A 22,444-nucleotide genomic window follows, 5' to 3' on the forward strand; every position below is an offset into this window, starting at 1 on the left:
GGGGAAAACGCGACAAAAGGGGCGCCATGTTCGGCCGGATCGCCGGCAACGTCAAGCGCGGCCGGCCCTCCTTATCCGGCGCGTCAATCGTGCAGGGGCAGGTCGATCCCGTCGCCGTCCTCGGCCACCATCACGGGCGTCCGCTCCCCGAGCTCCTCGCGCGCCTGGCCGAGCAGAATGTCCGGATCCCGATCGTATCGTGTCGACAAGTGCGTGAGCACGAGCCGCCGCGCGCCCGCGTCGCGCGCCACGATCGCCGCCTCCCGGGCGGTCGCGTGCCGCGTGTCCCGCGCGCGCGCCTGCTCCTGATCACCAAACGTCGCCTCGTGCACCAGCACGTCGGCCCCTTCCGCCGCGCGTGTCGTGCCCTCGCAAGGCCGCGTATCGCCCGATATCACGATCCGCCGCCCGGGCCGCGGGGGGCCCATCACCTCGCGGGGCGTGATCGTACGCCCGTCCCGCAGCCGCACCGCTTCGCCGCGCTGCAGCTTGCCGAAGAGCGGCCCCTCGGGCACGCCGGCTGCGCGCGCTGCGGCCGCGTCGAACCGGCCGGGCCGTGGATCCTCGATGAGCGTGTAGCCCACGGAGGCAATGCGGTGATCGGTCGCGAACGCCTCGATGCGATACCCCTCCCCGCGGAAGACCACGTCGCCCGGCTCGGCCTCGGCGATTGTCACGGGCAGGGGCGCTTCCTCGGCGCCGAGGCAGATCACCTTCGGCAGGAACGTCGCGGCGTTCCGGGGGCCGATGAGCGCGAGCGGCTCGGTGCGGCCGAGCATGCCGAGCGTCCGCAAAAAGCCGATGATGCCGAGGTAATGGTCGGCGTGGAAATGGGTGAAAAACACGGCGTCGAGCGCGAAGCCCGTGCCGTAGCGGATCATCTGCCGCTGGGTGCCCTCGCCGCAGTCGAAGAGGAAGCTCTGCCCTTCGCGCTTGACGAAGAGGCCGGACAGGTTCCTGTACGCGGTCGGGGCCGCGGCAGAGGTTCCGAGGAAGGTGAGGCGGAGGCTCGACATGGGGGTTTCGGGGCCGTCGTTCGGATCGTCCGCGCGCATCCCCCATCGAACGGATGGTTTGTCGCCGGACCGACCGGACGAACGTACCACGCGCGCGGGCCCCTGCCATCCTGCGTTTCAGTGTTACGGCGTGGACGTGATCCGGTCTGGGTCGCCGAGGAACTCGAAGTGCATCGTGTCCTCGAGCCGGTCGTGCCCGAGCCAGTAGAAGCCGTATCGCTCGAAGGTCTCGATCCAGCAGCGCGGGAGTTCGGCGCGCTCGTACGCGGTCGCCTCCCGCTTGCGGCACGCCGGGTGATCCGGGAAAGGCTCCACGCAGCGGCAACAGGGGTTCCGCTCGGGATCGATGTCGATCGCGATCCCATAGAGGTGGTTCGAGACCTCGCCGTTGTGGAACGTGTTCTTGCCGCGCACGCCGAGCAGGCGCTTCGGCTCGTAGGGGGTATGGCTGCAGCGCATCGAGATCGCCTGCTCCACGCAGCGCAAGGCCGGCACGATCCGTCGGTTCACCTGCACGGGCAGGCCGAGGAAGCGCACCTGCTCGATGTTGTCGGCGGCCACGTGCTCGTTCCATTCGAGCGGCGCCGTGCCAAAGGCCCTTCCATACCGCTCCGTCCGGAATCGGAGCGCCCGCGTCTGCAGGTCGATGCGGGCTTTGCGCTCCTCGGTGGCCATCCCGTCCTGCAGCGCATAGTTGCTGCGTACCAGGAACGGCAGCGGCTTTTGCACGTTGCAGGAAATTCCTTCCAGCGGCACCTCGGGCGCGCTCGACGCGTGCGCCGCCGCCGCGACCGCCAGCGCGAACACGAGCCCGAGCGCCACGTGCCCGGGCAGGGCGCGACGCAGGGCGCGGCGGTCGTCGCGGGGATCGAGCACGGGAGCACGAGACTACCAGAAAGAAATAACGAGCGAGCTCCACGGAGGCCCCACTTCGGACATATCCCGTCCGATTCGTACCCGCGTGGACGGGGGGCGCGCGCCCTGGTATCCAGTCGTGGCGCATGATTCGGCTCGAACTCGCCGGCGTTCACACGCTCCTCCTTTCGCCGCTCTGCGCGCGTTGCCCGCATGGGCGCGCGGGCTGCTGCGAAGCCCCGCCGGCCGTGGCCTGGGCCGACATCGGCCGCATCGTATCGCTCGGCGGCCGTGATTTCTTGCTGGCCGAAATCCACGAAGGCCGCCTCGTCCCGCAAACGCGTGGCCTCTCCATTCGACGCGCCCCGCCGAGCGGGCCCTTCCCCGAGCGATGTGGCTACCTCGGCGAGGCCGGCTGCGTCCTCCCGCCCGATCGCAGGAGCGCCACCTGCAATTATTACCTTTGCGACGAGGCCTTCGCCGCAGCGGAAGCGGAGGGCGATCCGCGGGTCCCGGGCGGCCGCAAGATCCACGATCGGCTCACGGCGCTCTTCGGCCGCTGGGACCTCGAGCTCGCCGAGGCGATCGGCGCGCGATATCCGGACGGCGCGCCCTGGGACGCCGGATTCCTCGATTGGCTCGGCGCCGAGGTAAAGACGCGCGTGCGCAAGGCGCGGATGTAGGGAACCGGATGTCATCGGAGCACAAGCGCGGCCCTTGCCGGGATGCTATCCCTCGGCCGCCGTGAGCCGATCGCCCATCGAGTTCCCCGAAGAGCTGCCCATCTCTGCGCGCGTGCGCGACATCGCGCAGGCGATGAACGACCACCCCGCCGTGATCATCGCGGGCGAGACTGGCTCGGGCAAGACCACGCAGCTCCCCAAGATCGCGCTCGCCATGGGCCGTGGCCTCCATGCGCGGATCGGCGTCACGCAGCCGCGGCGTATTGCGGCCACGAGCGTCGCGGCCCGCGTGGCCAAGGAGCTCGGCGTCGACCTCGGCAAGGAGGTCGGCTACAAGATTCGTTTCGCCGACCGGACGAGCCCATCGACGTACGTCCGCTTCATGACGGACGGCATCTTGCTCGCCGAAATCCAGAGCGACCCGCTCCTCCGCGCCTACGACACGCTCATCGTCGACGAGGCCCACGAGCGCACGCTCAACATCGATTTCCTCCTCGGCTACCTCAAGCGCATCCTGCCCCGCCGCAAGGACCTGCGTGTCGTCGTCAGCTCCGCGACGCTCGAAACCGAGCGATTCTCGGCGTTCTTCGACGGCGCGCCCGTCATCCAGGTCTCGGGCCGCACGCACCCGGTCGAGGTCATCCATCGGCCGCCTCGCAAGGAAGAGACGGAACTCGCCGAGACGGTCGGCAATACCATCGAGGAGATCACCGAGCTCGACCCCCGCGAGGACATCCTCGTCTTTTTGCCCGGTGAGCGCGAAATCCACGAGACGATGGATGAGCTGCATTCGCACGGCCTGCCGCACACCGTCGTCCTGCCGCTCTACGGCAGGCTCCCGCAATCCGAGCAGCAACGCGTCTTCACCCCCTTGCCGCAGCGGCGTATCGTCCTCGCGACGAACGTGGCCGAGACCTCGCTCACGATCCCCGGCATCGTTTACGTCATCGACGCCGGCCTCGCCCGCGTCAATCGGTACCATGCGCGTTCGGGCGTCACGGCGCTCCAGATCGAGCCCATCTCGCGCGCCAGCGCCGAGCAACGCAAGGGCCGCGCGGGCCGCATCCGCAGCGGCGTCTGCTTCCGCCTGTACGAAGAGCGCGACTTCGAGCTGCGCCCGGCCTACACCGATCCCGAGGTGTTACGCGTCGGCCTCGCGGGCGCCATCTTGCAGATGAAATCGCTGGGCATCGGCGACATCCGCGATTTCCCCTTCCTCGACCCGCCCCCGCGCCGCGCCGTGGACGAAGGGTATCGGGTCCTCGAAGAGCTCGGCGCCATCGACGAGGCGGGCGAGCTCACGGACATCGGCAAAAAGCTCTCGCGGCTCCCCCTCGATCCGCGCCTCGGCCGTATGGTCCTCGGCGGCGAGGCGGAGGGCGCGCTCCGCGAGGTCCTCGTCGTGGCGTCGGCGCTCGGCATCCAGGACCCGCGCGAGCGCCCACTCGCCGTGCAAAAGCAGGCGGACGAGGCGCACCGCAAGTTTCGCGACGAGCAGAGCGATTTCGCGGCCCTCGTCAAGCTCTGGCACGCCTACAAGCAGGCCGAGGCGCGCCTCTCGAAAAACCAGCTCCGCAAATGGTGCCGCGACAACTTCCTCTCCCACCTCCGCATGCGCGAGTGGAGCGACATCCACCAGCAGATCTCCCAGATCGTGCGGGAGATGGGCTTCCGCGTGGAGGGCACGCAGGGCGACGGCGGCGACGCCGTGCACCGCGCCATCGTCCCGGCGCTGCTCAGCAAGATCGGCATGTGGAGCCAGGAGGCCAAGGCGTATGTCGGGGCCCGACAAACGCGATTCCAGCTCCATCCGTCGAGCGGCTTATCGAAAAAGCCGCCGGCGTGGATCATGGCGGCCGAGCTCGTCGAGACCTCGCAGCTCTTCGCCCGCACCGCGGCGCGCGTCGACCCCGGCTGGCTCGAAGAGGCCGGCGGATCGCTCTGCCGCAAGCACCACAGCGACCCGCACTGGGAGGAGAAACCCGCGCAGGTCATGGCGCGCGAGCAGATCTCGCTCTACGGCCTGCCGATCGTCCGGGACCGGAAGGTCCATTATGGCCCGCTCGACCCTGCGGCCTCGCGCAAGATCTTCCTCACGCATGCCCTCGTCCGGCAGGAATACGCGACGAAGGCGCGCTTCATGGAGCACAACAAAAAGCTCTTCGACGAGGTCAAGCGGCTGCGGGACAAGGCGCGCAAGAGCGACATGCTCGCCGACGACCATGCCCTCACCCTCTTCTTCGAGGAGCGCGTCCCCGAGGGCATTTACAGCGGCAAGACGTTCGAGGCCTGGCGCAAGGAGGCCGAGGCGGAGAACCCGCGCCTGCTCGAGCTCTCGCTCGCGGACGTCCTCCAGGGCGAGGCGGACGAGCTCACGCCCGAGCGATTCCCTGACACCCTCTCGCTCTACGGCACCAAATTGCCGCTCACGTACCGCTTCGACCCGGGCGAGGACGACGACGGCGTCACGATCACCTTGCCCCTCGCGCTCCTCCCGCAGGCGGATCCGGCCGTGCTCGAATGGACCCTTCCCGGCTGGCACGGCGAAAAGATCGAATGGCTGCTCGACGCGATGCCCAAGGCCGTCCGCAAATCGGTCGGCGGCGTGAAAGAGCTCGCGGCCGAGCTCGCGCGGCGCCATCGCCCCTTCGAGGGCCCGATGCTCGAAGCCCTCGCCCGATCGATCCAGGAACGCACGGGCGTGCGCGTGCCGATGGACGCGCTCCGCCCGGACGAGCTCCCGCCCTTTTTGCGATTCTATTTCCGTGTCCTCGACGAAGAGGGCCGCGTCGTGGGCGAGGGGCGGGACCTCGCGGCGCTCAAGGAGCGATTCGCGAAACGCGCGCGGGATGCCTGGGCGGGCGCGTCGAAGGCCACGCTCGAACGCGAGGGCCTCACCTCGTGGAGCTTCGAGACCTTGCCTGAGGAGGTCCGTATCGAGGTCGCGGGGCGCAAGCTCGCGGGGTATCCGGCGCTCGTCGACACGGACATGTCGGTGGCCCTGCGCGTGCTCGCCTCGCGCGAGGCGGCAGATGTTGCGACACGCGGCGGTTTGCGGCGGCTCTTTCTCCTGCAAATGAGCATGCCGATGAACAAGATGGAGCACCAGGTCTCGGCGGCCGTCGCCACGGGCGCGCTCGCCGAACGCGCGGGCGCGGGCGGCGTCCCGTTGCGCCGGCAAATCGTGCTCCGGGCGCTCGACGACGCCTTTGGCTTGAACGACGCCGGCCGCTTCCCGCGCACGCGCAAAGACTTCCTCGCGCGCCTCGACGCCGGCAAAATCGAGCTCGCCGCGAGCATCTCCCGCCTCGGCAAGCTCGCGCAGGAAATCGGAGCCGAGCTCTCCCGCGCGGAACAGGCGCTCCGCGCGCTCTCCGGCAAACCCGGCGCGCCCCGCGTAGCCCTCGCGGAAGTCCGATTGCAGCTCGACCACCTGATCCCGCCGGGCATGTTCCTGCGCGAGCGGGTGGAGCGCCTCGCGCATTTGCCGCGATATCTTCGTGCCGTGCAGATCCGGCTCGAACGCATGCCGAATGGCCCGCAAAAGGACCAATCGAAGGCCGAGCAGGTCTTACCGTTCTGGAAAAACTACCTCGACCACCACGAGGGCCTGCGTGGGCGGGGTGTCCCGGGGGAGGACCTCGACACGTACCGATGGCTCATCGAGGAGTTCCGCGTGTCGCTTTTTGCTCCGGAGCTAAAAACCGCTGTGACGGTGTCGCCACAGCGGCTCTCGGAGTTCTGGCGGGTGTTATCGGGCTAAGGGGGGCGGGGGATCAGGCCGGCGTGTTCGTCGACGCCGGCGCCTCGGCCTCCTTCTTGTTTTTCTCGCGCGCGGCCGCGGCCTTTTGCCCCGTCGCGAAGTGGTACTCGAGCAGCGCCTCGAACGGCGCGGCCACCTCGGCGCCCTTCGCGGACCTCTCGGCCCGACGCCGCACCTGATGCGCCATCTCGCCGAGGCGATAGGCGATCTCGTGCGCCCGCACGAGCCGCGTCTCGTGGAGCAGCTCCAGGAGCTTCTCGACGGCCGGGAGCACCTCCTCGATTCGCTGGCAGTCCTGCCAGAGCGCGCCGAGCTCCGCGACCTCGACCTCGCTCAGGCCGGCCCGTTGCCGCGCCGCCGGGTCTGAAAGGAGCAGGGCCGCGATGGCCCCCGCGTGCCCATCGCGGAGCTTGCTCAAGTGGGCGACGTGGTCGGGCGTGATGTCGACGAGCTCGATATCGCTGAGGTCCATGGTGCGGTCGCCGACCTTGGGATGCTTGGGATCACTCATGAGGAGGGTCTCCTCTTCCTTGTGGGAAGGGTGATGGGTCTTCGAATGAGGCCTCGACGCGGATTGCGTCGCGGTCGAGGGATTGAGTGGCAATAGGTATGCCAGGGTTGGAGGAGGGGTGAGACGGTGGCGGAGAGGGTCGTTTTTCACGCCGCGACGGGGGCGTCTTTCGTGACGAGGAGGGGGACCCTGATGGGCTCCGGTGGGCTCCGGGCGGGAAGGGGGACGAAGCCGTATTTGTGAATGATTTCGAATGTCTGTCGGGGGAGGGTGACGTGAGGTCGGGGAGGGGTTTGCGTGTCTCCGAGGAGGGTCGTACCTACCCGCGGGAGGGTCGGTATCGTCGGGAGGAGGGTGGCGGCAGGGCGCTGACGGGGACCGGACATGGCCAGGAATTTGTCCGGATTTGTCCGGATTTGTCCGGACATCTTGGGGAGACGGGCGTGAGCCTCTCGGGGAGGGGAGCGACCCTCTTGGAGGAGGGTCGTGAGGGGGGTGGGGGAGGGTCGCTGGGAACTTCCCGCCCCGTCCGGCTACTCTACCCGTCGGATGTCCCGCCGCGCCTTGGCCACCGTGATCGTCTCGGTCCTCGGCCACGGCCTTTTCCTCGGCTTCGGCGCCCCGCGTATGCGGGAGGCGCCCCGGACGATCGCCTCGCCCGCGACCTCGCCCATCACCTCCACCGCCGAGGCCCTCGCGCGGCAGGAGCGCACGCGCGAGGCCCGCCGGGCGCTCGTCGAGGCCGCGCGCATCGACCGCAAAAAAGGCCGCCTCGCGCTCGGCCGCTTCCTCCTCGAAGCCAATCGCATCGACGCCGAGGAAGCCGGCGAGGAGCTCGACGTGGCCGAGGCCCTCGTCCGATACGAAGATCGCCTCTCCCGGCTGCGTGAAGCCCTCCGCGAGGGCGACCCCGTCACGCTCGCCGTGCCCTGGGCCTACGAGGACATCAAATACTACGGGCAGCCCGGCGGCCGCATGGCCGATGCGCTCCTCGACGGCGGCGGGTCCTGCGAGCAGGTCGCGCAGCTCGTCGTCGCGTCCGTATTCGACGTCGGCAGGCCCGCCGAGGTCGCCTTGCGGTTTTATGGAAAGCCCATGACTGACGGCGTCGCGCACCTCGCGCCCATTGCGATCCGTGGCAAAGAGGAGCACGACCTCATGGCCGGCACGCCCGCGGCCCCGGGCGGCAGCCGCATCGCGCCCGACGAGCTCGTCGAGGTCTACGCCCGCGTGCACGGCCTCGCCCCGCCGATTCCTACCGCTCCCGGCGGGGGCGGCGGAGCCGGCAAAGAGGCGGCCCCCCCAGCCTCGGCCGAGCCCACGGACGCGGCCCCCTCACGCCCCTCCCTCGCCGCCGGGTTTCCGCCGAATGCGGACGCCTACCCCGGCACGCTCCCGCTTTATGCCGTGCGCGCCGTGAAACAACCGGGCGAGGCGGGCGACGTCCTCGAAGACCCGAGCTTCGCCGCCGAGGGCGCGCGCCATTGTGCTTATTTCCTCCGGATGGCCTCGCTCAGCCCGCCGACGATCGAGGTGGAGCAAAGCGTCTCGTTCGAACCCTTTCCCACGCCGCGTCCGCAGCGCCTCGAACGGGAGGCGTTCCTTTTGCGCGTGGCCCTGGACCTCGCGAAGAGCCCGCAGGCCGACGACGCCGATCGACTCATGAGTTTTGCTTGCCTCACCGCGCTCGGCGAGGTCGCCGGCACGGATTTCACCCTCGCGGGCGAGCGGCGCCTCGCGCATGCGGCCGTGGCCACGGGCAAACAGGCCCGGGAGGCGGGCGAAAAGGCGCTCGCCACGATGCGCTGGTCGAGCGAGGAAGGCGCGCGGATCGCCAAGCGCATCGAGACCGAATATGCGGGCCGGAGCTGGGTCCTCCTCTTTTTGAAGGGCGGCGGCGACGTCGTCCTCGACCTCACGTTGCGCTCGCCGCGGGAGAGCTGGGGGCGCGTGAATGCGCTCGGGGCGCTCGTGCTTTTCCCCGAGACACGTCTCCGCGCCATCGAGGCCACGGCGACGTTGTCCCCGCGCGATCAGGTCGAGGTGATGCACGAGGTTTTCCACGCGCACGACCACCTGAGGCCCTGGGCCACGAATTTCGACCTCGAAGCGCCGCCGAACGCCTCTCCGACCGTGCAGCGGTTCGTCCGCGCCTATCGTGTCTTCCGCGGCTTGGCCTTCCGATTATGGGAAGGGCAACGCGAGGCGGGCGAGACGCTCACCGCATTACGCGAGGAGGCGCGCGCGGCGGGCCTGGACCCGACGTGGGAAGCGGCGATGCTCGATTACCACGCGCGCAACGTGCTCGGCCTCTACGCCCAGCGGCCCGCGGGCTTCGAGGTCGTGGCGGCGCTCGTCGAGGCGACGCGGGGGAACCTCGATCCATCGCTGGATCCTCTCCGCAAGCAGCTCGCCTACATCACGGCCGAGGGGCGGCTCGACGCGCGCACGCTGGCGGATGCGTTTCGGATGCGGTGACTCAAAGCGAAATCCCCGCCGCCGCCAGCAACGCATCCCGCCCGAGCGCCCCCGCCTCGTCGATCGGATAATTGTCCCTCTCCACCCCGAGCGCCCGGATCGCCGTCACGTCCGCGCTCCCTTTCACCGTGTACCGCAACGTCGGCGCCCTCCGCGCCTCGTCGACCACGCCGGGCACCAGTGTGAAGGGGATGGCCACCGGCACGCGCACGATCGTCGATTGGCCCGCGGCGAGCCACTGGTTCGGGCTGTAATCGATCGACGGCAGCGCGTACTTTTCCGCGAAGGTCACCGTCACCCGCACATTGCGGATCTCGATGTCGAACGAGTTCGGGTTGTCGACCGTCATGTACACGTCGAGCCCGATCCCCCGCAGCGACGCGGAGCGCAGCTCGGCATGATGCAGCCGCAATGTGGGTTTTTCTGTGGCGCACCCCGCGGAGCTGAGGGCGAGGGCCGTGACGAGGAGCAGGCGGCTGTGGAGCTTCGTCATCGTTTGCCGGGGCGAGGATAGATCAGGTTCACGGATCCAGGCGGAAAAAAGCTCCCTCGCTTGCCGCCCGCGCCACGTCGCCCCAGGTCGCGTAGGTCGAAAGAGGTGCGCCGTCCGGCGCCATCCGCAGCTTGCTCCAGCAGCAGCGACGCCGCAGCCTCACCTCGCCGAGCGTCGCTGTGGTGACCCGACGCTCGGGGTGGGCGCCGAGGATCGCCACGCGCCCCCGGTAATCGTTCTGCACCGCCGCGAGAATGGGCACGAGGGACGCCATGGGCGTATCCGCGGGGGACGCGATCACGACGGTCGGATCCACGAGCTCCTTCTGCTGGACCAGACGATACAGCTCGCGCTTGTTCTCCAGGACAACCAGGAGCCCCGCGACATCCGTCGTGCGCACGCCGTCGATCCGGATCCCCCCGTCGTCGATGGCCACTTCGGGCGCATCGTTGCTCTCGTCACACAACCCGGCGGAGGGAAGCGAGATGGTCGGTGGAAGGGTCCCTTCGGAGCAATATCCGTCGTGACCTGCCGGAAGCGGCAGCGGATGGCGAGCATCGTGGGCCATTCCACGCGCTCCCGTCCATCCTGCGAGCCCGAATGCGAAGACCGCGGCGCCGAGCGACAACATCCCTTCGGGGTCCCGCGCGTCCGGCTGCTTTGGGTTGCGCCGCGAAACGACGACGAGAAGCCCGCTGCCCAGCGTCGCCAGCGCGAGGAGGACCACGCGAGCGATCGACGACACGTCTCGCCCGTCCTGCTCTACGTCGAGGAGGCATTTGTTCCGATCCTCGACGGTGCCGCAGAACAACCCAAGCGGCACGTTCGTCGCGTGGAAGTGGTACGAAACGCCCACGCCTGTCGCGACGCCGAGCGCGCAGGCGAGGGCCGCCGCGAGGATGAAGGGCCTCCGCGCGCCCGCGCGTCGCGCGAGCAGAGCGAGGGCCGCGCCCGAGAACCCCGCAATCGGCACGAGCGCGAGGCCGAAGACGACCCACGTCGCGTGAATCTCGGTGAAAGATTCTCCCCACGCCAGCCCCATCTTTTCAAGCGGCAGCGTGGGATCGACGATCGCGGCATGCGCATTCGCGAGGACACGCGACACGGCGAAGGCGCCGAGCGCGAACGTCCCGAAGGTGAGGCCCAGGAGCACCCGCGTGGTCTTCGTGGGCCCGCTTCGCAGCGCGAAGAGCGCTGCCACGAAGAGCGCGAGCGAGGTGACCAGGGAGACGCAGAACGCCACGAGCGCGATCGGGCCGAAGGGACTCGCGGCCAGCAGGTCCTGCAGATCCCATAGCGAGATGCGCATCAACGCCACCCGAAGGAGGCCCAGAGCGCCTCGTAATCGGCGGCGTCGAGCACGGCGAGGCACGCGAGGGCGACGCCCCAGAGGGCGAGGAGAGCGGGAGCGAGGTCGCGTTTCATGATGCGTCGGACCCGGGGCGCCGGGGTGGATTGGGCCGGCCCCCTCTCGGGCAGCGTACCCGATGTCCGGGATCGTGTCCGGGCGCATCCGCAGGGGTCTCCGTCAAACTGCGCAAAAAGAGAACAGGAGACACCGATGCCTTCCCCCAGCCATTACCTCGTCATCGACCTCGAAGCGACCTGCTCCGAGGACGGATCCATCCCCCGCGAGGAGACCGAGATCATCGAGATCGGCGCCGTGCTCGTCGAGGCCGAGACCTTGAAGACCGTGCGCGAAATGCAGACGTTCGTGCGACCGATCCGCCACCCGCGCCTCACGCCGTTCTGCACGAAGCTCACGACCATCACGCAGGCCGACGTCGACGCCGCGCCCCGCTTCCCTGCGACCATGGCAAAACTCCGCGAATTCCTCGGCCGCGACGCCGCGCTCTTCTGCTCGTGGGGCAACTACGATCGCAATCAGTTCGAGCGAGACGCGCGTCGCCACGGCATTCGCCTCCCGCTCGGCAAGGACCACTGGAACCTCAAGGCGGCCTTCGCGCGGAAGCACAACGACGGCCGCGAGATCGGCGTCGGCCAGGCGCTCCGCAAGCTCGGCCTCTCGTTTCAGGGCACGCACCACCGCGGCATCGACGACGCGCGAAACATCGCGCGGATCCTGCCGTACGTGCTCGGCGGAGGAAAAGAACGCGCTTGACACGCGCCGCGGCATGGCATTCTCTTCCGCGCTGCGCGGGCGCATGAAACCCATCGACGTCGGCATCATCGGCTGCGGCACCGCGGGGAGCGCCGCAGCCCTTTTTCTCTCGCGGGCGGGGCATCGGGTCACGGTCTACGAGCGCGTGCCCGACCCGGGCCCCGTCGGCGCGGGCGTCATGCTCCAGCCCACGGGGCAAGCCGTCCTCGGCGTGCTCGGCCTGCGGGAAGCCGTGCTCGCCCGCTGCACGCCCATCACCCGCATGATCTGCCGTACCGCCGGTGGAAGGCAGCTCTTCGACCTTCGTTATGGCGACATCCCCGGCGATCACGTCGGGTATGGCCTCCATCGCGGCGTCCTCTTCGAGCACCTCTTTCGCGCCGTGCGCGCGGCGAACGTGAACTTGCGCCTCGGCGTGAGCGTCGAGAACCTGGAGAATGCCGGAAGAGGCCGCGGCTTGTATTTCGTCACGCCCGAGGGGGAGCGCCTCGGGCCACACGCCGTGTGCGTCGTTGCCGACGGGGCGCGCTCGCAGCTCCGCGACGACACCACGATAGGCAAGCGCATTCGCCCCTATCCGTGGGGCGCGTTGTGGTTTGTCGGGGAGGATCCCGGCGGCGCGTTCCGGGGCGCGCTCGCGCAGGTCGTGCGCGGGACCGAGCACATGGTAGGCCTCTTGCCGACGGGGTTCGGCCCGGGGGAGGGGCCGGCCACGGACAAGGTCAGCCTCTTTTATAGCCTTCCCGTCGCGGGCCTCGACGCCTGGCGTGAAGCCGGGCTCGACGCGTGGAAAAGCGAGGTCCGCGCGCTCGCGCCGTCCGCCGCGCCGGTGCTCGATCAGATCGACTCCGCCGAGGAGGTCCTCTTCGCGCGTTATCACGACGTCTCGATGTATCCGTGGAACGACGACCGCGTCGTCTACCTCGGCGACGCGGCGCACGCGATGAGCCCGCAGCTCGGCCAGGGGGCGAACCTCGCGTTATGGGATGCGATGGTCCTCGCGGAGGCGCTCGCGGCGCACGAGTCCTTGCCCATCGCGCTCGATGCGTATTCGCGCGCCCGCCGCTCCCACCTCGATTATTACCAGTTCGTCACGCGCTGGCTCACCCCGTTTTTCCAGAGTGACCTCGCGCCGCTCGGCTGGCTGCGCGACCTCGGGTTTCCCCTCGCCACGGCCTTGCCCTTCCTGCGCCGCCTGATGGTGCGCAGCATGTGCGGGATCGCCCAAGGAATCGGGATCGACGCGCCGATCCTCTTGCCGGCGCCCGATCCCGTCCCTCGGCTCGGCCCCGCCGCCTGACGATCACTTCGGCGCGTCGATCACGGCCACCGTCCACTGCGGGCTGACGTATTGCGCCGTGATGCTCTGGCCGGGGATCCAGAACGCCGGCTGGCTCGGGTCCTGTGTCCCCGCCGCGAGCTTTTCCCGATCGAGCGCGGTGATCCAGAGCTGCTTGCATTGCCTCTGCCCCTGGACGAGCCCGCACGCGGGGGTGTTCTGCGGGGTCAACCTGTGCCCGTACGGCCGCTCCGACGCGTAGGCGAGCCAGACCCATTTCTTCCCGACCGACGGCGCCCATTGCGACCACGTGCTGCTCCAGACCTTCTCCGGGCCGTTCGGCGCGCCCCGGCCGAGCTCGAGCACGGTCCCGTCGCTCCGCCGCACGACCGCGATGCGGCCCGAGAGGTTGATCAGCGATTGTTGCGTCTTGATCGACCACCACCCGTCGGCCCGCGTGAACGAGATCGCCGTGCCGTCGGGCGAAATGCTCGGCAGCACGTTGTTCTCGCCCGTATCCGGGTTCGTCCCCGCGGCCGGGGGCGCGGCCACGAGCACCTTGGGCGTGCCGAACTGGAACGAACCATCGGCCATGTATTTCACGGACATCTCGACGATCGAGCCGAGCACCGTGTCGTCGCCGAGGAGCCGCACGTAATTGGAGTTGTTGTCGTACGCGGTGAACACGACGAAATCACCGCCCGGCGACCAGTCCGGCATCAGGGTCGCGTGGCCCACGGCCGTCGGAAGCTCCCCGATCGCCTCGACGAGGTTGTTCGCGATGGGCTGGTTCGTATCGGGATCGACGAGCAGGAGGCGTACCGTGCCCGGCGTGTTTTGCGGGACGTTGTCCGGCGACGTGTAGATCATCGCAGGCCGCGTATTGTCTTCGAGCGGATTGAACGCGGCGTACGTCCCGCGGACGGCGGGGCTCGGCGAGATGGTGGAGGCATAAAGCTTCTGTGCATTGTCATAGGCGAGCGCGCCGAAATTGAAGTTGCCGCCGTCGAAGCTATAGGCGAAGCGCTTGCCGTCGCGTGAGATGCGGTGGCAGCCGGAGCAGGGCTGCCCGGACGAGAGCGCGGGGCTGTTCGTCGGCAGCGGCACGTCCGTGCCCTTGATGATGTCGAGCACGCGGAAGCTGCCCGTCGACGATTGCCACACGTAAATGGCGCTCTCGTCGATCCCGTCGGAGGCGACGGTGAGCGAACGCGGGCTGCCCGCGCGGACCATGGCATTCGGCCCGAGCCCGTCGACCGAGAGGCTCACGGCCACGTCCGGGCTCGACTGCGCGACCTTTGTCCACACGTCGGCGGGGAACGCGAGTTCCCGCCCGGTCGTGAACAGCGTGATGTCGAGGATGTCGGGACTCGTGACGCGGAGGCGATAGACGTTGCTATCGCCGCCCGGCGTCCATTGCGCCTCGATGGGCGGCAGGTTCGCCGGCAGCACGACGCCGTCCTCGGGGTATTCAAGGGCCGGGGCATTCGCGGGATCCGGATCGGCCGTGGCAGCGTCGAACGAGGCCTTCGTCGAAGCGTCCGTGCCCGGAAGGAAGACGTCGCCGCGGAGCGTCAGCGTGAGCGACGCCTCGGCCGTCACGCCGTCATACGTCGCGAAGACCTTCGATTTGCCGCCGAGCCCTTTCACGGAGACGTTGCCGCCGACGACATCGGCGAGCGCGGGGTTTCCCACGAACCATTCGACTTCGCTCGTGACATCGACCTCGTCCTCGCCTTCGCGTTTTGCATAGGCGCGGTGCGGGAGGGCGGGGGCCGTGCCCGAGAGGTCGAGCGTGAGGGTGGTCTCGGGCGGATCGATGCGGAGCGTGACGGCCGCGGGCGCGTCTGCCCCCGCGTCCTCGTTCGCGCCGCCGGGTCCGGTGCCGGTCCCCTGCGTATCGGAGCAAGCGGAGGCGACCGCGCCGAGGACGGCGAGGCCGAGGGCGAAGAAAAAAGCGTGTCGAGGGCGAGGTCGCATGCAGCGAGGATACACGAGATCCAGAGCACGCGGGGAGAGCGTTGCAACGTTCTTGGCCCTTCCTCCGCGCGTGTGCCACTCACCTCAGGACCCTGTCACAGCGGAAGGAAGAGCCTTGATTCGACCCATCGCCGTCCTCGTCGCAGGTATGCTCCTTTCGAGGCCGGGGATGCCGAAGGCCGAGGCGGATCGTTATGCCCGTGTCCTCGCCGAGGTCGCGGCGGCGCGTGGCTTCGACCCGCTCGTCGCCGTGGCGATCGTGCATTTCGAGACGCAGTGGCGGCCCTCGCTCGTCTCGGCGGACGGGGAGGATTACGGCCTCGGGCAGGTGCGCGCCCGATTCGCGGGCGCCTGCCGCGAGGACGCCGATCCGGTGAACGCGCCGAGCGAGGCCTGCCAGCGCGTGAAAGACTCGCTGCTCGACGGCGCGACGAACCTCCGCCGCATGGGCGGGATCATCGCTGCCAACATGGAGTTCTGCAAGGCCAAGACCGGCAGCGCGAGGACCGAGCGTTGGCTCTCGGGTTACCAGGGGTATGGCGATCCCGAGCGCGGGCGCTTCTGCGAGCCGGGCGAAAAGACGCGGATCGTCATTGATTACTACAAGGGACTCGTCGCGAAGCTCGCGCCGCCGCCAAAGCCGGCGCCGCCGAAACCCGCGCCGAAGCCGAAAGCCACGCGTCCTTCGCCGCCGGACCACGGCGCGGAGCCCACGCGCGCGGCGCGGCCGGCGCGCCCGGAGCGCAGCGTGAAGACGGTCGCGGTGAAGAAGAACGACGGGGCGAAAAAAGCGTCACGCGCAAAGGCCGGCAAGGCGAACACGACGCGGCCCTCGCAAAGGAAGACACGATGACCGAGATCCTCAAGCTGTCGGGACCAGGGAAAAACGCGCTTTCGAGCGTCATGATGCGCCACGTCCTCGAAGGCCTCGACAAGGCCGCGGGTGCGCCCGTCCTCCTCACGGGCGAGGGCGACGCGTTCTCGGCGGGGCTCGATTTGAAGGAGGTCCTCTCGCTCGACACAGGCGGCATGGTCGCCTTCCTGCGCCTGCTCGAGCAATGCATGACGACGCTGTATTTGTACCCGGGGCCGACGATCGCCGTCGTCAACGGTCACGCGATTGCGGGCGGCTCGGTGCTCGTCGCTTGTTGCGACGTGCGTATCGCGACGAGCAAGCCGACCGCGAAGATTGGCCTCAACGAGACCGCGCTCGGCCTTCGATTGCCGCCGCGCATCCTTTCGATCCTGCGGCGTCGCCTCCCGCCCCAGCACATCGACGAAGTTCTCCTCGGCGCGGGCCTCTTCGATCCCGAGAAGGCCCGGCGCCTCGGTCTCGTCGACGAGGTCGCCGACGACCCGTACGAGGTCGGCCTCGCTCGCCATGCGGCGCTCGCGAAGCATCCCGCGGAGGTGTATGCGCAGACCAAGCGAGACCTGCGCGGCACGGCGGACGACCTCTACCCTGAGGCCGATCACGCACGCGCTGTCGACGAGAGGCTCGCCTCCTGGACCTCCGACGTCGTGCGCATGAAGGTCCTGTCCGCGCTCAAGCGCTGAGCACGCATTTCAAGGAGACAGCCCGCCTGCCGAGGTCGCCTCGATCGAATCGGCGAGGGCGCATTTCTCCAGCCCGATCTCCTTCGCTTTCGCGCGGATCATCTGCGCCTGCTCCTCCGGGCCCTTCACGCTGACGAGCGTACGAAATTCGATTCCGTCGGGATTCTCGATGTGATCGGCGAGCCACGTCGTCCGCTGTTGCCCGATCGCGAGGGGATCCTCCTCCGCCGTGAGCCCGGCGCGTTGATCGACCTCGCACATGAGCTTGACGGCGTCGGCGAAGGTTTGTCCGGCTTGCGGGGCGGCCGGGGGCTCCGGGGCCTGGGAGGCGCAACCGACGGCGAGGACGATCGAGAACGAGGCGAGGATCCGGGAACGTTTCATGCCGCATGGACACGGAAGCCCCGGCGGCTTTGGGTGTCGTCAGACCGCGGGCATCGCCGCCGCGGGGACGGACGCCTGCCGGACGGGCTTCTCCGCCTCGGCGCGCTTCACGCCGCGCAGCATCGACGTCTTTCCCACCGCGATGTCGACCATCTTCTTCACCCGCGAAAAGACGCTCTCCTGCACGTAGGGGATCCCGTATTTCTCGCAGAGCGCCTTCACCTTCGGCTGCACCTGCCGGTATTTCAGCATCGGGATGTCGGGGAAGAGGTGGTGCTCGATCTGGTAATTGAGCCAGAGGTGCGCGTAATCAACGAGGTCGCCGCCCGTCTGGAAATTCGTCGAGCCGATCACCTGCCGCACGAAAAACTCCGCGCGCGAGGCCGGGCGGTCGTCGAAGCGATAGAGGTCGTCGCCCGTGTGGTTCGGGACGATGACGCAGAACGTGTGCAGGTTCGTGATCGCCTCGGCCATCAGCGAATTGCAGAACGCGCTGAAGACGCCCCAGGGGCCGAGCGGGAGATAACAGAGCGGGAGGAGCCCGAAATGGATGCCGGCATAAGGCAGGTAGCACTTGAGCCAGAGCTCCTGCGTCTCGCCCTCCTTCGAGGGGGCCACGCCGTCCCGCTCGGCGTGGCGCGCGCGATAGACCTCGAGCGTGCTCGGCGCATAATACGAAGCCCGCCAGGTGAGCGCGAGGGCACCGAGGAGCCCGTAACGGACCGGCATGGAATGTTCGCGCAGCCCCTCGGTGTTGCGCTCGACGAGGTCCCGATCGTCGAGCTCACCGGTGTAGGAGTGGTGCAGAACGTTGTGCTCGTAAATCCACGCTTCCGGCAGAATCCAATCGGACCAGTCAAGAAATCGCCGCTTTCCGCGGGCGAAGACCTTGCTCGTGTACTGCGACGGCACGCCCGGCACCTTGTCGTAACCACGATGACCGATGTGGTGCATGAGGATCCATCGCGTCGATCGACCGAGGCTGAGCAGCAATGCGCTCGCGGGGTTCGGCGCGAGTCCCGCGGTGAGCAAGCCGAGCGCGGTGCAGGCGCGCCCCCAGCGTTCGAACTTGTAGAGGTGCCGCAGATCGTCCTCCCCGAGCGCGTCGTCGATTTCGCGCCGCAAGGCCTTGATGTCTGCGTGGAATGCTTCGAGGTCGATCTTGGAGAGGTCGAAAGGAAGGGGCGTTTGCATGGCGTCGGGCGGCTCGCTTTAGCACCCTTCCCATCGGACGGGAAGCGCCGTAAGCTCGCGCGGCGATGAAGCGGAGAGGCGTCCTGAAGGTCGGCGCGGCGCTCGCGGTGTCCCCACTTTCGTTTTCGGGAGAAGCGCGGGCTTGTGACGGGCACGGCAACTGGGAGACGCCGCCACCCGAGAAGGCGCCCGAGAAAGCGGCCGTTTGCGAGCGGCTCGTCGCGAGGATCGGGCGAAATCACGGGCACGCCTTCACGATCGTCGCCGCCGACGTGCTCGCGGGTGTCGACAAGACGTATGACCTCACAGGGACGTCTGGCCACCCGCACACGGTCACGGTCACCGCCGCCGATTTCAAGAAGATCGGCGCGGGGCAAATCGTGCGCCTCGCGTCGAGCCGGGAGGGCGGGCACATCCACAGGCTCTTCCTCGAATGCGCCCCGGCGGTGGACCCGCCCGAGCGCGTGAATGCCTGCGAAATCGAGGTCGCCGGCAAGGACGAGCACGAGTTCGTCATCCCGGACGCCCACGTCAAGGCGAAGGTGGAGCGGACCTACGACATCCAGGGCCTCGCGGGGCACGCGCATTCGGTGACGATCACCGCCGCCGATTTCGAGGATCTGCTCCGCGGCAAGCAGGTGAAGAGCCCGAGCTCCCGAGGCACCGACGGGCATAACCACCTCGTGTTCATCCGGTACCCCCGAAAGGGGTGAGATTGCGGAACGAACGGCGCGTCCGCGGGCGGGAATGCGGGCGTCGGGTGTGGGCCTACGGGATCTCCTTCGTGGACTCCGACGGCTGCGCTCGATGCATCTGACACCTGGCATTCGGGGCAAGGCGCCTTTATGTCTTCCTTGGATGCGATCCAAGGGCTCTCGGCGAATGCATGGATTCGGGGACTCCGAGGTTCGTGTGTCTGGAGGGGGACGTATGAAGAGGAATTTGATCGTTCAGGTTGTCGCGGGTTCGGGCTTCTTCTGGGAAGTGCCGTCTCGGCCCAGGCCGCGCCCGCGCCGGTGGGCGCTCTGAGCGAATCGATGGCGGCCCAGCCGCTGGCGGAGAGCGCCACGGTGGTAGTTGCAGCTCGCTGCGGGCGTGAATTCACGTCCTGCAACACGAATTGCACCCGTCGTTGTGTGCAGGGGCCCCGGTATCGCAAGTGTACCACGAAGTGCGACCGTGACTGCCGCACACGTTTCTGCAGGTAGAGCAGGAATGTGAGGGGCGGGGCGGGCGTACAGGCCCTCCGCCATGTCGCTCCGCTCCCGCCTCGCATGGGCTGCACCTCTCGTGGCCGCGCTCGCCGGCGCGTGCACGAGCGCCCCGCCCGCTGCTGCGCCGAAGACCGCACGGACCTCTGGTACAGACGAGGCGCAAACGCCCGGGGCTGCGCTCACGTCTCCCGCTCGGAATGGCGCACCTCGGCCGACAAACGCGTGCACGCGGCGCCACGCCCATTCCATTCCCCGCCCTGAATCACCGGTCCGTCAAAGCAGTACCGTGGCCCTGGTAAGGCAGGCCGAACGGACGATCGCCTACGTCGCGGACGCCGATCGGCACGCCCTTCATACGGTCGATATCGACGGCCGGTCCCTCCTCGCGACGACGCCCCTCGCAGGCGCGCCCTCGCAGCTCGTCGTACTCGCGGACGGCCGGGTCGCCGTTTCGCTCCACGATTCCAATCGTGTCGCCCTCCTCGAACCCGCACCCGCGCCCGAGGAGAAGCTCGCGCCGCTCTGCGAAGCCCCGACGCCGAGCGAGCCCACGGGCCTCTTCGTCACCCCGAACGAGGCGACGATGTTCGTGGCGAGCGGCTGGGGCCGTACGCTCACCGCATTCGTCGTCGACACCCTCGACGTCCGTTATGCCGTGCCTTTGCCGCGCGAGCCCCGCGCCATTTACGTCGAGCCCTCGGGCCGCCGCGCCTTCGTCTCCCACGCCATCGGCGACCAGATCTCGATCGTGGACCTCGAGGATCCGCTCCACGTCCTGCGGTCCGTTGATCTCCGTCGCCACAATGGCGAAACCTCCTCCCGCCGCACCGGCCAGGGATTCGTCCTGACCGCGCTCGTCGGGACGAACCCCGAGCGCGTCACGCGATTGCTCGCGCCGATGGTGAGCGTCGACGGGGACGCGGGCAGCATCTCCACCGAGACGTATGGCTCGCGATTCCTTGCCGCCGCGCCCCTCGTCGCCGTCGTCGATACCACGAGCGAATCCCTGCTTGGTCGAGACCTCTCGGTCCTCGGGGGCCTCGACGACGTCGGCGGCCCTGAAAAAGCCTGCACCTTGCCGCGCGCCGCCGCGCTCGTCGGTGATCGCCTCCTCCTCGGCTGCCTCGGCGTCGACGCCGTCCTCGAGCTCGACGCCCGCGCGCGCGACCCCATGCATTTCGAGCGCCGCCGATTCCGTGTCCCCGCCGGGCCCATGGGCGTCGCGGTCGAGCCTGGGCGCGAGCGCGCCGTCATCTGGTCCCAGTTCGCCGCCGCCGTGAGCGTGCTCGACCTTCACGAAGGCGCCTCCACCAAGCCGGTGGTCGAAGTCGTCGTCTCGAAGGAGCTCCCTCCCGGCCTCACTGCCGTGGAGGCGCGCGGCCGGATCCTGTTTCACGCGACGAACGATCCGCGCATTTCGGGCGACGGCCGTGCCTGCGCGAGTTGCCATATCGACGGGCGCGAGGACGGCATTACCTGGCAAACGCCCGAGGGACGGCACCAGACGATCATGCTCGCGGGCCGCATGAACGAGGGCGCGCCGTTCGGTTGGCGAGGCGAGACGACCACGCTCCGGCACCACGTCGGCCGCACGATGAAGCGCCTCGCGGGGCGCGGCGTCTTCAGCGGCGCCGATTCTGCCGACCTCGACGCGCTCATCGCTTATTTGAAGGTCATGCCCGCGCCCGTGCGCGCCGAGGCCGACGAGGCCCGGCGCGCGCTCGTCGCCCGCGGGCGCGCGCTCTTCGACGATCCGCAGCAGGGCTGCGCCACCTGCCACCCGGGCGGCGGCACCGACCGCGCCGCGTACGACGTCGCGCGCTCGCCTTTCCGCATTCCTTTTGATACGCCCTCGCTCCGGTTCGTCGGGGGAACGGCGCCTTATTTCCACGACGGTCGTTATGCCACGCTTGGCGACCTCCTGCGCGGCGTGGACGGCACCATGGGACATACCGGTTCGCTCTCGCAGGACGGGCTTCGTGCGCTCGAGGCGTACCTGGAGGATCTGTGATGAAACGAAGCTCCGTGTTTCCGGCCCTCGCCCTCGCGTTTGCCATCGGCATGGCCGTGACCCCGGCGCGGGCCGAGGAGCCTTATCGATTCCAGGACATCCGCCTCGCCGAGATCCCGAGCCTCGAAGCCGAGTCCGCGGTCGTCTGGGAAACCAAGCATTACGACACCCTTGGCGACCCCAGCCCGCTGCCTGACGTCGAGCGCTCACGCCCCGCAGTCGACTGGAGTGGTTTGCCCCGGCCGCGCCTGACCAACGAAAAGGGCCATGCCGCCGTTGTGCGGCTCCGGAACCTCTATCATCCCGACAGCCACCAATCGAACCAGTGGCTCCGATATCTCCAATCGGACGACGCTTCCCCGATCGCCATGGCGTGCGGGCCCGACATGGGCGGGCCGCGGGGCGTCGACACGTATCTGCTCGAAGCGTCGCGCCTGGAGGGGCCGCGCTACACGGTCGTCGAGACCTGGCTCGATGGAAAGACCTGCAAAGGCCTCGCCCTCCGGCAGTATCAGACAACCGTAAAACCCCTCGCGGGCGGGCTCGCGTATGCCTATCGCACCCATTGCGCGACCTGCACACCTGCGCAGAGCGAGACCCTCCACGTCGTCATCCCCACGGCCATGAGCTCCAGCGCCACCGGCGGATTTCGATACTGGACGTATCTCATGGAGCATCTCGAGCTGCCCCTCGGCCCTGGCACCTCCGGCAGCTTGCGGGCGGGTATCGAGGCGGGCAGCATCCGCGCGTGGAACCGGGTTGTCCCGCGACCGCTCCCGATCGCCGACGTCGAGCTCCGCATCGAGACGAGCTTCGCCCTCGGCGAGGACGAGCCCACGATCGTCCTGGCTATACGCGCCGCGAACATCCTGCCTTTGTAGGCTTTCAATCGACGCATGGGCCG

18 protein-coding genes are annotated in these 22,444 nt (G+C 68.6%); 10 read left to right on the top strand and 8 right to left on the bottom strand.

From position 1 onward, the window contains the following. Positions 1-83: 83 nt before the first annotated feature. Together rnz and QHF89_RS02650 are read right to left on the bottom strand one after the other, a co-directional pair. Positions 84-1,016 (bottom strand): ribonuclease Z, encoded by a 933-nt coding sequence (gene rnz, locus QHF89_RS02645; protein WP_136966198.1) that lies wholly within the window; start codon positions 1,014-1,016, stop codon positions 84-86. A 123-nt stretch (positions 1,017-1,139) separates the two neighbouring features. Beyond that, positions 1,140-1,892, bottom strand: a complete 753-nt coding sequence (locus QHF89_RS02650; protein WP_136966197.1) for a M15 family metallopeptidase — start codon at positions 1,890-1,892, stop codon at positions 1,140-1,142. Between the two features lie 125 nt (positions 1,893-2,017). Here QHF89_RS02650 and QHF89_RS02655 point away from each other — a divergent pair, with 125 nt between their 5' ends. Continuing rightward, positions 2,018-2,554, top strand: coding sequence for a hypothetical protein (locus QHF89_RS02655; protein WP_136966196.1), 537 nt, complete (start codon positions 2,018-2,020; stop codon positions 2,552-2,554). A gap of 61 nt (positions 2,555-2,615) precedes the next feature. Further along, complete coding sequence (hrpA, locus tag QHF89_RS02660) at positions 2,616-6,317, top strand: ATP-dependent RNA helicase HrpA (RefSeq protein WP_284719957.1); 3,702 nt, start codon at positions 2,616-2,618, stop codon at positions 6,315-6,317. Between the two features lie 13 nt (positions 6,318-6,330). Here hrpA and QHF89_RS02665 read toward each other — a convergent pair whose 3' ends face one another. Beyond that, entirely contained in the window at positions 6,331-6,828 is a 498-nt protein-coding gene (locus tag QHF89_RS02665; RefSeq protein WP_136966194.1) for a hypothetical protein, read from the bottom strand. Positions 6,829-7,377: 549 nt separating this feature from the next. On the opposite strand from QHF89_RS02665, the gene QHF89_RS02670 reads away from it, so the two are divergent. Then, positions 7,378-9,306 (top strand): hypothetical protein, encoded by a 1,929-nt coding sequence (locus QHF89_RS02670; protein ID WP_136966193.1) that lies wholly within the window; start codon positions 7,378-7,380, stop codon positions 9,304-9,306. A 1-nt stretch (position 9,307) separates the two neighbouring features. Here QHF89_RS02670 and QHF89_RS02675 read toward each other — a convergent pair whose 3' ends face one another. Beyond that, a complete protein-coding gene (locus QHF89_RS02675; protein WP_136966192.1) occupies positions 9,308-9,799 on the bottom strand; it encodes an LEA type 2 family protein in 492 nt (163 codons plus the stop codon). A 28-nt stretch (positions 9,800-9,827) separates the two neighbouring features. Next, entirely contained in the window at positions 9,828-11,108 is a 1,281-nt protein-coding gene (locus tag QHF89_RS02680) for a hypothetical protein (protein WP_136966191.1), read from the bottom strand. 252 nt (positions 11,109-11,360) lie between these two features. Between QHF89_RS02680 and QHF89_RS02685 the strand changes: the two genes are divergently transcribed. Together QHF89_RS02685 and QHF89_RS02690 are read left to right on the top strand one after the other, a co-directional pair. Then, complete coding sequence (locus QHF89_RS02685; protein ID WP_136966190.1) at positions 11,361-11,921, top strand: 3'-5' exonuclease; 561 nt, start codon at positions 11,361-11,363, stop codon at positions 11,919-11,921. A gap of 13 nt (positions 11,922-11,934) precedes the next feature. Continuing rightward, positions 11,935-13,221 carry an FAD-dependent oxidoreductase gene (locus QHF89_RS02690; RefSeq protein WP_136966189.1) on the top strand — a complete coding sequence of 429 codons (1,287 nt, stop codon included), beginning with the start codon at positions 11,935-11,937 and terminating at the stop codon, positions 13,219-13,221. Between the two features lie 3 nt (positions 13,222-13,224). Here the strand turns inward: QHF89_RS02690 and QHF89_RS02695 are convergent, their stop codons facing one another. Beyond that, the gene (locus QHF89_RS02695) at positions 13,225-15,180 is read right to left on the bottom strand and encodes a TolB-like translocation protein (RefSeq protein ID WP_136966188.1); all 1,956 of its coding nucleotides are present in this window, start codon (positions 15,178-15,180) and stop codon (positions 13,225-13,227) included. Between the two features lie 115 nt (positions 15,181-15,295). On the opposite strand from QHF89_RS02695, the gene QHF89_RS02700 reads away from it, so the two are divergent. Together QHF89_RS02700 and QHF89_RS02705 are read left to right on the top strand one after the other, a co-directional pair. Continuing rightward, positions 15,296-16,033: a hypothetical protein gene (locus QHF89_RS02700; RefSeq protein ID WP_136966187.1), complete on the top strand. Its 738-nt coding sequence runs from the start codon at positions 15,296-15,298 to the stop codon at positions 16,031-16,033. After that, positions 16,030-16,737: an enoyl-CoA hydratase/isomerase family protein gene (locus QHF89_RS02705; RefSeq protein WP_136933887.1), complete on the top strand. Its 708-nt coding sequence runs from the start codon at positions 16,030-16,032 to the stop codon at positions 16,735-16,737. Before QHF89_RS02700 ends, QHF89_RS02705 begins: the two co-directional genes overlap by 4 nt. Positions 16,738-16,746: 9 nt before the next feature. Here the strand turns inward: QHF89_RS02705 and QHF89_RS02710 are convergent, their stop codons facing one another. Both QHF89_RS02710 and QHF89_RS02715 read right to left on the bottom strand, forming a co-directional pair. Then, on the bottom strand, positions 16,747-17,121 hold the full coding sequence (locus QHF89_RS02710; RefSeq protein ID WP_136966186.1) for a hypothetical protein: 375 nt from the start codon (positions 17,119-17,121) through the stop codon (positions 16,747-16,749). Between the two features lie 39 nt (positions 17,122-17,160). Then, positions 17,161-18,315: a fatty acid desaturase family protein gene (locus tag QHF89_RS02715; RefSeq protein ID WP_136966185.1), complete on the bottom strand. Its 1,155-nt coding sequence runs from the start codon at positions 18,313-18,315 to the stop codon at positions 17,161-17,163. Positions 18,316-18,380: 65 nt separating this feature from the next. On the opposite strand from QHF89_RS02715, the gene QHF89_RS02720 reads away from it, so the two are divergent. From QHF89_RS02720 to QHF89_RS02730, 3 genes are all read left to right on the top strand, one after another. Beyond that, complete coding sequence (locus QHF89_RS02720) at positions 18,381-19,028, top strand: hypothetical protein (RefSeq protein ID WP_136966184.1); 648 nt, start codon at positions 18,381-18,383, stop codon at positions 19,026-19,028. Positions 19,029-19,815: 787 nt separating this feature from the next. Beyond that, positions 19,816-21,540 carry a hypothetical protein gene (locus QHF89_RS02725; RefSeq protein WP_136966183.1) on the top strand — a complete coding sequence of 575 codons (1,725 nt, stop codon included), beginning with the start codon at positions 19,816-19,818 and terminating at the stop codon, positions 21,538-21,540. Beyond that, complete coding sequence (locus tag QHF89_RS02730) at positions 21,540-22,421, top strand: PH domain-containing protein (RefSeq protein WP_136966182.1); 882 nt, start codon at positions 21,540-21,542, stop codon at positions 22,419-22,421. Before QHF89_RS02725 ends, QHF89_RS02730 begins: the two co-directional genes overlap by 1 nt. Positions 22,422-22,444: the final 23 nt, after the last annotated feature.

Source organism: Polyangium sorediatum (genome assembly GCF_029946465.1).
In the GTDB taxonomy this organism is placed as follows: domain Bacteria; phylum Myxococcota_A; class Polyangia; order Polyangiales; family Polyangiaceae; genus Polyangium; species Polyangium fumosum.